Annotated in this window: 7 protein-coding genes, 1 tRNA gene and 1 pseudogene; 8 read left to right on the top strand and 1 reads right to left on the bottom strand. The window is 66.4% G+C overall.

All coding sequences use genetic code 11. From position 1 onward, the window contains the following. Positions 1-234 precede the first annotated feature (234 nt). The 7 genes from treS to A6A40_RS19255 all read left to right on the top strand — a co-directional run bounded on the left by treS (position 235) and on the right by A6A40_RS19255 (position 13,699). Complete coding sequence (gene treS / locus A6A40_RS19285; protein WP_108547518.1) at positions 235-3,597, top strand: maltose alpha-D-glucosyltransferase; 3,363 nt, start codon at positions 235-237, stop codon at positions 3,595-3,597. Positions 3,598-3,792: 195 nt separating this feature from the next. Next, on the top strand, positions 3,793-6,081 hold the full coding sequence (gene glgB, locus A6A40_RS19280; RefSeq protein ID WP_236783898.1) for a 1,4-alpha-glucan branching protein GlgB: 2,289 nt from the start codon (positions 3,793-3,795) through the stop codon (positions 6,079-6,081). Positions 6,082-6,685: 604 nt separating this feature from the next. After that, positions 6,686-8,824, top strand: a complete 2,139-nt coding sequence (gene glgX / locus A6A40_RS19275) for a glycogen debranching protein GlgX (RefSeq protein WP_108547516.1) — start codon at positions 6,686-6,688, stop codon at positions 8,822-8,824. Positions 8,825-8,983: 159 nt separating this feature from the next. Continuing rightward, entirely contained in the window at positions 8,984-10,054 is a 1,071-nt protein-coding gene (locus A6A40_RS19270) for a response regulator (RefSeq protein WP_108547515.1), read from the top strand. 109 nt (positions 10,055-10,163) lie between these two features. Next, positions 10,164-12,356 carry a 4-alpha-glucanotransferase gene (gene malQ / locus A6A40_RS19265; protein ID WP_108547514.1) on the top strand — a complete coding sequence of 731 codons (2,193 nt, stop codon included), beginning with the start codon at positions 10,164-10,166 and terminating at the stop codon, positions 12,354-12,356. 154 nt (positions 12,357-12,510) lie between these two features. Then, positions 12,511-12,584, top strand: a tRNA-Gln gene (locus A6A40_RS19260). Positions 12,585-12,941: 357 nt separating this feature from the next. Next, a protein-coding gene (locus tag A6A40_RS19255; protein WP_108547513.1) for an IS5 family transposase occupies positions 12,942-13,699 on the top strand; the annotation gives its coding sequence in 2 pieces (ribosomal slippage) (positions 12,942-13,275 and positions 13,275-13,699; 759 coding nt in all). A gap of 12 nt (positions 13,700-13,711) precedes the next feature. Here A6A40_RS19255 and A6A40_RS19250 read toward each other — a convergent pair. Beyond that, a pseudogene (locus A6A40_RS19250) lies at positions 13,712-13,852 on the bottom strand (IS6 family transposase); the annotation flags it as partial. Between the two features lie 389 nt (positions 13,853-14,241). Here A6A40_RS19250 and A6A40_RS19245 point away from each other — a divergent pair. Continuing rightward, a complete protein-coding gene (locus A6A40_RS19245) occupies positions 14,242-15,138 on the top strand; it encodes a helix-turn-helix domain-containing protein (RefSeq protein WP_108547512.1) in 897 nt (298 codons plus the stop codon). The last annotated feature ends 206 nt before the right edge of the window (positions 15,139-15,344 follow it).

The following is a 15,344-nucleotide window of genomic DNA, read 5'->3' as shown; positions in this document are numbered from 1 at the left end:
CCCGGATAACCCTTTGGCGTCAATCCATGTCCCATCCGGATTGCCGTGCATTTGAACCGCGGCCCCGGACGTCTTCCCGGCCGTTGCGGCCCCTGGCTTTCGCCGTCGAGCATATCCGGAAGTCAGGGGTTGCCTGATGGCTGGCCGGGTGAAACCTTCGAGCGGTTGGCTTGTTTCCGTCCCGTGTTCCCGCGACACGTGTTCCGTCAATCGCTTCTCGAAAGTGCTGGACCCATGATCGATCGGCAGGACCGGCTCTGGTACAAGGACGCCGTCATCTACCAACTGCACATCAAGGCGTTCTTCGACGCCGACAATGACGGCATCGGCGATTTCGCCGGCCTGACCCAGAAGCTGGATTACATCCAGGAGCTGGGCGTGACGGCGGTGTGGCTTCTGCCCTTCTATCCATCGCCGCTGCGCGACGACGGCTATGACATCGCCGACTACACCTCGGTCAACCCGACCTACGGGAACCTGGAGGATTTCCGGCGCTTCATGGAGGAATGCCACAACCGCGGCCTCAGGGTGATCACCGAACTGGTCATCAACCACACCTCCGACCAGCATCCCTGGTTCCAGCGCGCGCGGGAGGCGCCTCCCGGCTCCAACCACCGCGACTATTATGTGTGGTCCGACAGCGACCAGAAGTACCAGGGCACGCGCATCATCTTCTGCGACACGGAAAAATCCAATTGGACCTGGGATCCGGTCGCCAATGCCTATTACTGGCACCGCTTCTATTCGCACCAGCCCGACCTGAACTTCGACAACCCCGAGGTTCTGGAGGAGGTGCTGAAGGTCATGCGCTTCTGGCTGGACATGGGGGTGGACGGGCTGCGGCTCGACGCTATCCCCTACCTGAAGGAGCGCGAGGGGACCAACAACGAGAATCTGCCTGAGACCCACGACGTCCTGAAGGCGATCCGCGCCGCGCTCGACGCCGAATATCCTGACCGCATGCTGTTGGCCGAGGCGAACCAGTGGCCGGAGGACGTGCTGCCCTATTTCGGCGATCCTTCGAGGGGCGGCGACGAATGCCACATGTCCTTCCACTTCCCGCTGATGCCGCGCATCTACATGGCAGTGGCGATGGAGGACCGGCATCCCATCGCCGACATCATGCGCCAGACCCCCGACATTCCGGCCGACTGCCAATGGGCCATCTTCCTGCGCAACCATGACGAGTTGACGCTGGAGATGGTGACCGACAGCGAGCGCGACTATCTCTGGAACTTCTACGCCGCCGACCGGCGCATGCGGATCAACCTCGGCATCCGCCGCCGCCTCGCCCCTCTGCTGGAGAACGACCGCCGCAAGATCGAGCTGCTGAACAGCCTGCTGATGTCGATGCCCGGCACGCCGGTGCTCTATTACGGCGACGAGATCGGCATGGGCGACAACATCTATCTCGGCGACCGCGACGGCGTGCGCACGCCGATGCAATGGTCGATCGACCGCAATGGCGGCTTCTCGCGCGCCGACCCGGCGCGGCTCTACCTGCCGGCGGTGCTCGACCCGATCTACGGCTTCATGGCCGTCAATGTGGAGGCGCAGGCGCGCAACCCCTCCTCGCTGCTGAACTGGATGAAGCGGCTGGTGGCGGTGCGCAAGCAGCGTCAGAGCTTCGGCCGCGGCAGCTTCTCGCTGCTCTATCCCGGCAACCGCAAGGTCCTCGCCTATATCCGCTCCCTGGAGACGGAAAGCGGGTCGGAGATCGCGCTGTGCGTCGCCAACCTGTCGCGCTCGGCCCAGGCGGTGGAGCTGGACCTGAAAAGCTGGAAGGGCCGCATCCCGGTCGAACTGCTGGGCCGCACCGTCTTCCCGCCGATCGGCGATCTTCCCTATCTGCTGACGCTGCCGGCCTACGGCTTCTACTGGTTCGCCCTGACGGCGGAGGCGGAGCTGCCGACCTGGCACGAAACGCCGCCGGAGCCGGTGCCGGACCTGTTGACCGTGGTGGTGCGTGACGGCTGGCACAGCCTGACCACCGGCAAGGCGGCGGACGAGCTGGGCCGCGACGTCCTGCAGGCTTTCCTGCCCAAGCAGCGCTGGTTCTCCGCCAAGGACCGCCGGATAACCCGCTCGCACGTCACCATGGCCGCCCAGCTGCCGGGACCGGGCGATGGTTTCATGCTGGTCAGGACGCAGGTGGGCCTCAGTGGAATTGGGGTGGATGGCGACACCGCCGACCAGAGCTACTTCCTGCCGATGGCGATGAGCTGGGAGAGCGGGGCGGGCGGCACCGGCTGGCCACTGCTTCCCTACACGCTGGCCAAGGTGCGGCGGGGTCCCCGGACCGGCGCCATCTATGACGCGGTGCAGGCCGACAGCTTCGCGCTTGCCCTGATCGAGGCTTTGCGGCGCGGCGCCATGCTGAAGGCCACCGTCGGGGAGGACGCCATCCGCTTCACCGCCACCGACGCGCTGGCCGCCATCGACCTGTCGGATGAGGCCGAGGTGCGGCGCCTGGGCGTGGAGCAGAGCAACACCTCCGTCCTGGTCGACAGCCAGATCGTGCTGAAGGTGCTGCGCCGGCTGGTGGAGGGCGAGCATCCGGAGGTCGAGATGGGCCGCTTCCTGACGGAGGTCGGCTTCGCCAACACCCCGGCCCTGCTGGGCACGGTCGAGCAGGTGGCGGCCGACGGCACGCCCACCGTGTTGGCGGTGGCGCAGGCCTTCGTCCGCAACCAGGGCGACGGCTGGGCCAGCACGGTTGAGGAGCTGGAGCGCCAGTTGGAGGACATCCGCCTCGGTGTCGCCGGGACCACCGAGGACGCCGCCGAATCGGGCGAGCCTTTCGGCATGCATCTGGTGATGATGACCACGCTGGGGCAGCGTACAGCCGAACTGCACCGGGCGCTGGCCCGGGCCACCGGCAAGCCGGCCTTCGATCCGGAGTCGATCTCGGCCGAGGATGTGGCCGGTTGGGCCGATGCCGCCCGCGCCCAGGCGGAGGCCGCCTTCGCCGCCCTGCCCGGAACGCTGGACCGTCTGCCGGCCGACATACGCACCGACGCCGAACAGCTGCTGGCCCGCCGGACCGAGGCGATGGCGCGGCTCGACGCGCTGGCCGGCATGCGGATCGACGGCGTCAAGACCCGCATCCATGGCGACTATCACCTGGGTCAGGTCGTGCGGGCGCAAAACGACTGGTACATCCTCGACTTCGAAGGCGAGCCGGCGAAGACGCTGGAGGAGCGCCGCGCCAAGTCCAGCCCACTGCGCGACGTGGCGGGCATGCTGCGCTCCTTCAATTATGCCGCCTGGGCGGCGCTGTTCCGTCTGGACAGCGCCGGCGAGGGCGCCAACAGCGGTGACAGCCCGGCGCTGGCCGCCGCCCGCGACTGGGAGCGCCGCAGCATCGACTCCTTCCTCGACGGCTACCGCACGGCCATCGAGGGCTGCCCGGTCTGGCCGGCGGGGAATGGGACCGGCGACGAGGCTGCGCGCGGCCTGCTGACCCTGTTCCTGCTGGAAAAGGCCTTCTACGAGATCGGCTACGAGGCGGCGAACCGGCCCAGCTGGATCGGCATCCCGGTCAAGGGCGTGCTGGGTCTGCTCGACGATGCGAGCGAGGCGGGCGCGAAGGAATAGCCGGACAGATCCGTGGCGGCCATGGTGTGACGAAACCGCCGCGGGTATGTTCACGTCCGGAGNACCACCGCAGGTGGGGGAGGGTTGGGGAGGGGGCCATCCGCTGCACCGTTCCGGCTGGACGGCGAGAGATCGACAGTCCATGAAGACGATAGGGCCTCCACGAAGAAGGGCACTTGGCCAATGGCGAGCGACATGACGACGGACACCCGCAAGGACCAGGCGCAGACCGGCGTCTCCGAAAGCCGGACCCCTGAACAGCGCCCCGCCGATCGCCGGGCCGAGGCCCTGCGCGCGGCGGCGGATGCCATCGCGCGGGCCGACCATGGCGATCCCTTCGCCGTGCTGGGCATGCAGCAGGAGGCGCCCGGCCGCCCGGTGGAGGTCCGCGCCTTCGTCCCCGGCGCCGAGAGGCTCTGGGTGATCGACAGCGCGACCGGCGAGCCGGCTGGCGAGGCCGAGCGCATCCACCCGGACGGCTTCTACCTCGCGGTGCTGCCCGACCGGACGGAGCGCTTCCGCTATCGCCTGCGTGCCCAGTATCCGCTGGCGACCCAGGAGTTCGAGGACGCCTACCGCTTCGGCAACATGCTGGGCGAGCTGGACGTCCATCTGTTGGGCGAGGGCACCCACCTGCGCAATTACGAGAAGCTGGGCGCCCACCCGCGCGAGGTCGACGGCGTCGCCGGCGTCTCCTTCGCCGTCTGGGCTCCGAGCGCCCGCAGCGTCAGCGTGGTCGGCGACTTCAACAACTGGGACGGCCGCCGTCTGCCGATGCGCCGCCGCGTCGAGGTCGGCGTCTGGGAGATCTTCGTTCCCGGCGCCCATGCCGGACAGCGCTACAAGTTCGAGATCCGCGGGCCAAACGGCAATCTGCTTCCGGCAAAGGCCGACCCCTACGCCTTCCAGGCGGAGATGCGCCCGGCCACCGCCTCGGTCATCCACGGCCTGCCGTCCTACGAATGGCGGGACCAGGAGTGGCAGAGCCGCAAGGTCGCCACCTCCGACCGCACCGCGCCGATCTCCATCTACGAGGTGCATCTGGGCTCCTGGGCGCGGGTGCCGGAGGAGGACAACCGCTTCCTGACCTATCAGGAACTGGCGGAGCGGCTGATTCCCTACGCCAAGGACATGGGCTTCACCCATATCGAGCTGCTGCCGATCACCGAGCATCCGTTCGACGGGTCCTGGGGCTACCAGCCCATCGGCCTCTATGCGCCGACCGCCCGGCACGGCTCGCCGGAGGACTTCAAGGACTTCGTCAACGCCTGCCACCGCGCCGGGCTGGGTGTGCTGCTGGACTGGGTGCCCGGCCATTTCCCGACCGACCCGCATGGGCTGGGCGATTTCGACGGCACGCATCTCTATGAGCATGCCGACCCGCGCCAGGGCTTCCACCAGGACTGGAACACCCTGATCTATAATTTCGGCCGGACGGAGGTGCAGAATTTCCTGCTGGGCAACGCCCTGTTCTGGCTCGACCAGTATAAACTGGACGGTCTGCGCGTCGATGCCGTCGCCTCCATGCTCTATCTCGACTACAGCCGCAAGGAAGGGGAGTGGGTTCCCAACAGGTTCGGCGGTCGCGAGAACTTGGAATCCATCGCCTTCCTGAAGCGCATGAACGAGCTGGTCTATGGCCAGCAGCCGGGCGCGATGACGGTGGCGGAGGAATCCACCTCCTGGCCGATGGTGTCGAAACCCACATATCTCGGCGGTCTCGGCTTCGGCTACAAATGGAACATGGGGTGGATGCACGACACGCTCCATTACATGCAGAACGACCCGATCCATCGCCGCTACCATCATCACCAGATGACCTTCGGGTTGATCTATCAGTTCTCCGAGAACTTCGTGCTGCCGCTCAGCCATGACGAGGTGGTCCACGGCAAGGGCTCGCTGATCAACAAGATGCCGGGCGACGACTGGCAGAAGTTCGCCAACCTGCGCGCCTATTACGGCTTCATGTTCGCCCATCCCGGCAAGAAGCTGCTGTTCATGGGCGGCGAGTTCGCCCAGTGGAACGAGTGGAGCGAGGCGCGGAGCTTGGATTGGCACCTGCTGGACCAGCCGATGCACCGCGGCATGCGCGACCTCGTTCGCGACCTGAACGGCGTCTATCGCGAGCTGGAGCCGCTGCACAAGACCGACTGCGACCCGTCCGGCTTCGAATGGATCGAGTCGAACGACAACGAGAATTCGGTCTTCACCTTCCTGCGCAAGGCCGACGAGTCCGGGCATATCGTCATCGCGGTGTGCAACTTCACGCCGGTGCCGCGCCAGGGCTACCGGGTCGGCGTGCCGCTGCCCGGCCGCTATGTCGAGCGGATCAACACCGACGACGCGAAGTACGGCGGCAGCGGCGTCGGCAATCCCGGCGGCGGCGTCCATGCCGAGGAGATTCCCTGGCATGGCCGCACCCACTCGCTCGACCTGACCATCCCGCCGCTGTCGACGCTGATCCTGGAACGGAAGGCGGAGTAGCGCCGCCCGTCAACCCGCACCCCTCCAACCCGACCCCCATCCCTTCTCCCCCCTGGGGAGAAGGTTAGGATGAGGGGGTGCCGAAGGCACGTCTGCGCCAGGGGACTGCAAAGGGGCAGTATCCCCTTGGCAGCGCGCTTTGCGCGCGGGCCCCTCTCACCCTACCCGCCATCGGCGGATCGAAGGTCCGCCTGTCGCGTCAGCGCAAACTTCGTTTGTGCGAGAGCAGAGGAGAGGGCAATCCGCTGCGACCGCTGCGACCGCTGCCCGACCTCGCGGCCCTGGTCCTTTTACCAACCTCCCTTGACGCCGCCGGGGGGAGGCTTTCTTATTGGATCCCTTATGTCTTTTCGGAGATCCGGTGAGGCGTGCGCTGGCTGATGGTCGACAGGAACCCCGTTCCCTCCCTTGATGACGCGATGCGGACCCGGCGGGAAAACCGCAAGGTGCGGAGCTGCCGAGGGTGTGGAACAATGGAACAGGCCCCGAAAACTGTTTCATCCTGTTCCAAACGTCCCATCCGCCGACCCTCCGACCGGCGACCCGCCGCATCGGTGGCCCTGACGATCGCCTCCAAGACATCCACCACACAGGCCGCCCGCTGATGCCCCCCACCTCCACCCGCACCCCGGTCTGGCCCGGCAAGCCCCATCCGCTCGGCGCCACCTGGGACGGGTTCGGCGTCAATTTCGCGATCTTCTCCGCCAACGCCGAACGGGTGGAACTCTGCCTGTTCGACAAGACCGGCCAGCGCGAGGTCGAGCGGGTCACGCTGCCCGAACACACCGACGAGGTCTGGCACGGCTATCTGCCCGATGCGCGCCCCGGCCTGCTCTACGGCTACCGCGTCCATGGGCCGTACGAGCCGGAGGAGGGGCACCGCTTCAACCCGAACAAACTTCTGCTCGATCCCTATGCCAAGGCGCTGTTCGGCGGCTTCAAATGGTCGGACGCCCATTACGGATATCGGGTCGGCTCGACCAAGGAGGACTTATCCTTCGACCGGCGCGACAATGCCCGCGGCATGCCGAAATGCCGGGTGGTGGATGGCGCCTTCACCTGGGGGCATGACCGCCACCGCCGGGTGCCCTGGACCGACACGGTGCTGTACGAGACCCATGTCCGCGGCTTCACCATGCGCCACCCGGACGTACCGGCCCATCTGCGCGGCACCTTCGCCGGCATGTCGACCCAGAGCGTCATCGAGTATCTGCGGGCGCTCGGCATCACCTCGGTGGAATTCCTGCCGGTCCAGGCCATCGCCGACGAGCAGCATCTCGTCACCCGCGGCATGACCAACTACTGGGGCTACAACACCATCGGCTTCTTCGCGCCGGAGCCGCGCTACATGACCACCGGCGTCCTGTCTGAGTTCAAGACGATGGTCGCCCGCCTGCACGAGGCGGGGATCGAGGTCATCCTCGACGTCGTCTACAACCACACGGCCGAAGGCAACCATCTGGGGCCGACCCTGTCCTTCAAGGGCATCGACAATCTCAGCTATTACCGGCTGATGCCGGACAGCCCGCGCCACTACATCAACGACACCGGCACCGGCAACACATTGAATCTCAGCCACCCGCGCGTGGTCCAGATGGTGATGGACAGCCTGCGCTACTGGGTGACGGAGATGCATGTCGACGGTTTCCGCTTCGATCTCGCCACCGTGCTGGCGCGGGAGCCCTACGGCTACGATCCCGGTTCCGGCTTCCTCGACGCCGTGCGGCAGGACCCGGTGCTGGCCGACGTCAAGCTGATCGCCGAGCCGTGGGATGTCGGTCCCGGCGGCTATCAGGTCGGCAACTTCCCGCCGGGCTGGGCGGAATGGAACGACCGCTACCGCGACACCGTGCGGCGCTACTGGCGCGGCGACGACGGCATGCTGCCGGAACTGGCCGGCCGCATCGCCGGCTCCGCCGACCTGTTCGAGAAGCGCGGGCGCCGGCCCTGGGCCAGCGTGAACTTCATCACCGCCCATGACGGCTTCACCCTGCACGACCTCGTGGCCTTCAACGACAAGCACAACTGGGCGAACGGCGAGGAGAACCGCGACGGCCATTCCGCCAACTGCTCCTGGAACCATGGGGTGGAGGGCGAGACCGCCGACGCCGGTATAGAGGAGCTGCGGGCGCGGCAGAAGCGCAACCTGCTGGCCACGCTGATGCTGTCGCAGGGCACGCCGATGATGTTGGCGGGCGACGAGCTGGACCACAGCCAGCAGGGAAACAACAACGCCTATTGCCAGGACAACGACATCACCTGGCTGGACTGGGCGAAGCGGGACGGGGCGCTGGTATCCTTCGTCCGCCGGCTGATCGCGCTCAGGCGCGCCCACCCGGTCCTGCGGCGCCCCACCTTCCTGCATGGGCGCGAGACCGCGGCCAACGGGCTGAAGGATATCGTCTGGTACAATGCCCAAGGCGTGGAGAAGACCGCCGAGCATTGGCGCAACACCCAGGCGCGCTGCATCGTCCTGCTGCTGAACGGCCGCGCCGGCACCCATACCGGGCCGGACGGGCAGCCGCTGCCCGACGGCGTGCTGCTGATCGTGCTGAACGCCCATGCCGACATCCTGACCGTGACCCTGCCCGACGTGCCTGGCGGCCGGGGCTGGCGCTGCGTGCTCGACACCCGCGTCGCCGACGGGGCAGGGGACGAGCGGATGCATCTGGCCGGCCGGTCGGTGCTGGTCGACGGGCGGACGGTGCTGGTCTTCACCTTGGTGGAACAGGCGGGGATGTGATGGGTGGGGCTGCGGTGGCATGGCATGCACCGGGGCCTGCGATCCTTTGCCCACTGGTCTTTTCCCCGGTGAAGATGCTACCGCGACGGGCGGAGGCGATGCGTGTTAACCTGCTGGACGTGTTGCCGTCACGATCTCAGCGGAGCTTCAGGTAGGGCGATGCCGGATTACGATTTCTCGCAGGTCGACGCGGCGGTCATCGACAGCCAGCTCAACACCGGGCGCGTGTTCCGCGACGTGCTGATCCGCCTTGGCTTCCGCCGGGTGGAGCTGTTCGATTCCGTGAAGGCCGCCGCCGGACTGTTGACCGCGGCCATGCCGGATCTGGTGCTGGTCGATGCTGACGGCGAGGATTCGGAGACCTTCCGTTTCATCCGGTCCCTTCGCAACGAACCCGCCGTGCCAAATCCCTTCGCCTGCTTGATCGTCACAACCTGGGCGCCGACCCCGGCATTGCTGACCCGCGTCACCAATGCCGGGGGCGACGACCTGCTGATGAAGCCGGTATCGCCCAAGCAGGTGCGCGACCGGATCGTCAGCCTCATCGAGGCGCGCAAAGGCTTCGTCGTCACCGCCGACTATACCGGGCCAGACCGCCGCAAATCTCCGCGCGAAGGCGCCCAGGTTCCGGTTCTGGATGCCCCCAACACGCTCCGCCTGAAGGCTGTCGGCCAATGGACCCAGTCCGGCACCCGCATGCTGCTGAATGAGGCGATTGCGACCGTCACCACCCAGAAGCGGCTGCGCGCCAGCATCCAGGTCGCGTTCCTGGTGGAATTCGCCCTGCAGGGGCTCGCGCGGCCGGCGCCGGACCGCATGGCCATCGACCATGTCGGCCGCATCGGCGGCTTCCTGGACGACCTGCTGCGCCGGCTGGGCGAGGACGGTGACCATGCCCCGGTGGAGGCGGTGGCCCGCGCCGTCAAGACGCTGGCCGACAAGGTCCGCGCCGCCGCGGAGACCGGACCGGTCCCCGTCGACGACCGGGAGCAGTTGCAGGCCCTGTCGCGTGCCCTGATGCAGGCCGTCGATCCCGACCGCCCGCTGGAATCGATGACGCGCGAGGTGTCCGCCGCCGTCACCGGCTACCGCAACCGGCTGGAGCAGATCGCCCAGGCCAAGGCAGCGGCCGCGTTGCCGGCGGTTCCGGCCGAGGACGCCTCCATCTCCTCCGCAGCCCCTCCGCCCGGTGCCGGAGGGCAGGCGGCATCCGCCCTTCCGGCGGGGTGAAGGGGGAGTGCCGATGGCATAGGCCGCCGGTCTGCATTGACGCGACGCGCCCTTGCGTCCCAATCCCTTAGCCCCAACACCCTTTCCGTACAACCCGCGGGGACCCTGCATGAGTGATCTCGACCGGCTGGCCGATCTGCTTGGGGTAGAACCCCTCTACCATGACATCTGGGGCAACCGTCGCGAGACCTCCGCTGCCACCAAGCGGGCGCTGGTCGCCGCCATGGGGCTGCCGGCGGCCACGGACGAGGAGGTCGCCGCCAGCCTGCGCACGGTGGAGCGGCGATCCTGGAGCCGCCCGCTGCCGCCGGTTCTGGTCACCGGGGAAGGGCAGGGCATCGGGTTGGGCGTCGCCCTGCCGGCCGGGCTGGACGATGCCACGCTGGTGTGGGAACTGACGCCGGAGGAAGGGGGCCCCCAGGGGGGGAGCGTCGTGGTCCGCGACCTGCCGGTGGAGGAGCGTGCCATGCTGGACGGCACCGCCTATGAGCGCCGCGCGCTTGGGGGGCTGCTGCCGGTGTCGCTGCCCATCGGCTATCACCGGCTGGCGCTGCACGTCCAGGTTCCCGGCGGCGCGGGGCCATCCGGGGCCACCACCCTGATCGTGGCGCCGGACCGCTGCGTGACGGTGGAGGAGATGGTGCCGGCAGGCCGCTGCTGGGGTATCGGGCTCCAGGTCTATTCGCTGCGCTCCGAGCGTGACTGGGGCATGGGCGATTTCGGCGATCTTTCCGGATTCGCCGAGGTCGCCGGCCGGTTGGGCGCCGGGCTGGTCGGCCTGAACCCTCTGCATGCCCTGTTTCCGGCCGACCCGAACCACATCGGCCCCTATTCGCCGTCCAGCCGCCAGTTCCTCAACATCCTCTACATCGACCCGGCCTCCGTTCCCGAGCTGATGGATGCTGACGATCTGCGTGCACGGATCGCGGACCCCGCCTTCCAGTCCGCGCTGGCTGCGGCGCGGCAGGTGGCGCTTGTCGATTACCCGGCGGTATCTGCGCTGAAGCTGCCGGTGTTGGAAGAACTGCACGCCCGCTTCCGCAGTCTGCCCGACGGCCACCCGCGCAAAGCCGCCTACGCCCGCTTCCGGCAGGAGATGGGGGCGGCCTTGGACCGCCATGCCTTGTTCGACGCCCTGCACGAGCATTTCTTCCGCAAGGATCCATCGCTGTGGATGTGGCGCAACTGGTCCGCGGCCTTCCAGGATCCGGGGAGCGCCGAGGTCGCCGCCTTCGCTGCAGACCATGCCGACCGCATCGATTTCTTCGCCTGGGCGCAGTTCGAGGTCGACCGCCAGCTGGGGGAGGCGGCGGCGCGCGGCCGTTCCGCCGGGCTTGCCATGGGCTTCTACCGTGACCTCGCCGTGGCCGCCCATCCTGGCGGTGGTTCCGCCTGGGCCGAGCCGTCGATGCTGGTGCAGGGCGCCAATGTCGGCGCACCGCCTGACCAGTTCAACCTGAAGGGCCAGAACTGGGGCTTGGCGCCGCTGTCGCCGCTGGGCCTGCGCGAGGCCGCCTACCGCCCCTTCGTCGAACTCTTGCGGGCCAACATGCGCCATGCCGCGGCCTTGCGCATCGACCATGTGATGGCGTTGCAGCACCTGTTCTGGATTCCGGAGGACGGCAGCGACGGCGCTTATGTTGCCTATCCCTTCAACGACCTTCTGCGCATCGTGGCGCTGGAGAGCCGCCGCAACCGCTGCGTCGTGATCGGCGAGGATCTTGGCACCGTTCCGGAGGGCTTCCGGCCGGCATTGGAGCGGGCCGGGATCCTCAGCTACCGCGTGCTCTATTTCGAACGCACTGCCGACGGTGGCTTCAAGCCTCCCGGCGATTATCCCGCCGGTTCCATGGCGACGGTCAGCACGCATGATCTGGCACCCTTCAAGGGCTTTTGGACCGGTCGCGATCTCGACTGGCGTCAGCGTCTCAGCCTCTACCCCGACGATGCCAGCCGGGACAAGGACCGCTGGGACCGTGGCGTCGACCGCTGGCGCCTGTTGCAAGCCCTGTCCCGCGAGGGGCTGCGGCCGGACAGCTATCCGACCGAGGACGGCGACCAGCCCTTCCGCATCGAACTGTCCGCCGCTGTCCATGCCTATCTGGCGCGTACCCCGTCCCGCATCGTGATGGTGCAGATCGAGGACGCGCTGATGGACGACGAGCAGCCCAATCTTCCCGGTACTGTCGACCAACATCCGAACTGGCGTCGCCGCCTTCTCGCCAAGCTGGAGGAGTTGGAGGCCAACGACGATCTTCGCCGGATCATCGCGCCCATGGCGGGATCCGTCTGCAGTGAGTGAAAGGCACCGCTGGCCCGGGTTCGTACCTGGCCAGCGGCCTGCACCGGAAAAAAATGCACAGGTAGCGAAAAAAGCTCTTCACAGCCCGGCATGTGGTCGCTATAAACCCGCCCACACCACGGGGCACGGCGAACAAGCCGCTCCGGTGACGGTCTGGGGGATCGTCTAGCGGTAGGACAGCGGACTCTGACTCCGCCAGCCTAGGTTCGAATCCTAGTCCCCCAACCAACCTTTCCCTAAGCAATTCAATAGCTTACCAGATTTCGGCCCGCACGGGCGGGAAATCGAGCACGTAGCCGGTGACGGTGGCCGGCGACGGTTTACCGCCTTGGGCACTGCCGCTGTGGACATGACGAAAGGTTGTGTGTCCATGGCTGCGAACGCCAAGAACCGCTTTCTTCGCGCCCTCGGTGGGCGGTATGATTTCGTCCGTCGCATCCCTTCTGATCTTCGGCCCCGGTTCGGTGGCCGCGCCTACATCGTCCGATCCGTCGGCGCGGTGCCCTATACCTAGGGTCCGGACCCATAAAGAGCCTTTCCGCCAGGGGGCCGTTGTGATTCAACGCCCTGGAAAGGGGCTATGCGATGAGCGATGGTCAGTTCTGGTTGACGGTGGAGCAGTTCGGACGGCTTGAGCCGCACCTTCCGCGCGACACCCGCGGCAAGCCGCGCGTGGATGATCGCCGTGTGATCAGCGGAATCGTCCATGTGCTGAAGTCGGGTGGGCGCTGGGCGGATACTCCAGCGGTCTACGGCCCCCGCAAGACGCTCTACAACCGCTTCGTCCGCTGGGCGGCCAAGGGCGTGTGGGAAGACATCTTCCATGCGTTGGCAGCGGCAGGTGGCGCACCGGCCCAGGTGATGATCGACTCCACGGCGGTCCGCGCCCATCGTTCGGCGAGCGGCGGGAAAGGGGGGAGCGCGCTCAGGCCATCGGACGGTCCCGAGGTGGGAGAACCACCAAAATCCACGCCCTGAGCGATCCGCGCGGTCGGCCGCTCGCCTTCCTGTTGACCGGCGGTCAGGTTGCCGACTGCACCGCCGCCGATCGTCTGCTCGACCGGATGCCCGCCACCGATCTCCTGCACGGCGACAAGGGCTACGACAGTGCCGCTGTTCGCCGGAAGATCGAAGAGGCGGGAGCCGCGCCCAACATCCCGCCACGCGCCAACAAGCGCTGGAAAAACTGCTTCTCTCCCTACCTCTACCGGAACCTCAACGTCATCGAGCGCATGTTCGGACGCCTCAAGGACTTCCGGCGCATCGCCACCCGTTACGACCGCTCCGCAACCAACTTCATGGCCGCCGTCCACATCGTGGCGACCGTCGCATACTGGTTATGAGTCCGGACCCTAGATGGTGGTGTGGTCGACCGTGACGCCGCGCTCGGCCATCATCTGCTCGAGGTCACGGTAGCTGATCCCGTACCGGCAGTACCAGCGCACCGCCCACAGCACGATCTCCCCCTCGAAATGGCGACCCTTGAAGTCCGACACGGTTTGGCTCCCTCCAACGTCCAGCCGTTCCGACGCGTGCTGGCCAACTTTGCAACAGAGCCTGAATCATCATGGCACCCATTGGTTGACTGCCATTTTCCGATTTATCGAAGTTGGAGTGTAGTGTCTACATATATATCGTTATGATCTTGTGGAATGTTTTCCGGATTTCAAAGGAATTGCACGGTGCGCTGTTGTTTTTTCTTAAAATTGTGTTTTTACGAATTTTCCGATGGAAATGCGGGGTTTCTCCCATCGGAACCGGCACGCGAGCTTGGGAAAAGGGTTTATAATTGATAATAATTATTAATCGCAATATTATGCGCAATGAACATGATTGAGACATCTGGTCCCTTGGATGGGTGTCTTTGGATGTGGGGAAGGGCTTTATGGTTGAGAAAGCGCTCGAAATTGGCAAGACGATCCGTCCAGCGGTGTCCATCGGCGGCAGTGTCGCATCCTTCTATGACGGCACGGTCTCGCTGACATGCGGCCACATCTGCGCTCAATCCACCGCTTGGGAAACGGAACCTCTCACCAAAGGGTTGAAGCTGGTCGTCGTCGACAACAGCGAACTGCTGTGCAAGCTGCCCAACTGTGAAAAAACCAGGATCGTCGGCCCCTGCATCTGCGCGATATGGAACGAGAGCGACTGCGAGGGGATGCAGTCCTTTCCAACCGGAAGCCGGATGCAGTTCACCGCGATCAGCCTGTCGGCGTCGGCCGTCAAGGATCGCCTTCCCACAGCGTTCGAACGGTTGAGCGATGCGTCGAAGGGCGCATCCGGCCCCAGCCTTGCCGTGACCAGTGCATCGGCAGCCGTAAGGGCGCTTTGCGCGCAGGTCAGCGCCTGCCCCCTTCGCGGACTGTCGCGCACACTTTATCTGTCCGGAAAGGCGCTGGAGATCGCCGCGCATGCCCTGGACAGTTTGCAGGCCGCCCCATCGAATACCGATGACCTGCATCTTTCGACCGCGGACATCGATAAGCTCCGGCATGCGCGCGACATCCTGACGGCACGCATGCGCCAGCCACCTTCGCTGGCCGAGCTGGGGCAAAGTGTCGGCCTCAATCCCCGCAAGCTGACGGTCGGTTTCCGCCGCGTCTTCGGCGACAGCGTCTTCGGCTACCTGCAATCGGCAAAGCTCGATGCCGCCTATCGCCTGCTTGTTGAGGGGGAGATGAGCGTCTCCTGCGCCGCCTACTCCGTCGGCTACAGCCCCGCGCATTTCTCCGTCGCCTTCCGGAAGAAGTTCGGCGTTTCGCCGAAGCAGGTGTGTCTCTGAAGGCATGTCCCAACGCCGCCCGTGAATGAGGGGCGGGGAATCCCGTAAGGCCCACGCCTTGCCCGGACAGGACCATCAGCGCTCCGATCCGGGCGAGTCCGTTTCCGGGTGGCCCTTCGGTGCGGTTCGCCATCGGGCGTCCGCGCGCCGTGCTCCCGAACCCATGCGCCGCTATCGAAAGAAAAAGTACGGCGATCGAAAGGCGG

Source organism: Azospirillum humicireducens (genome assembly GCF_001639105.2).
Taxonomy (GTDB): Bacteria; Pseudomonadota; Alphaproteobacteria; order Azospirillales; family Azospirillaceae; genus Azospirillum; species Azospirillum humicireducens.
This window is presented reverse-complemented; position numbering and strand designations above follow the sequence as displayed.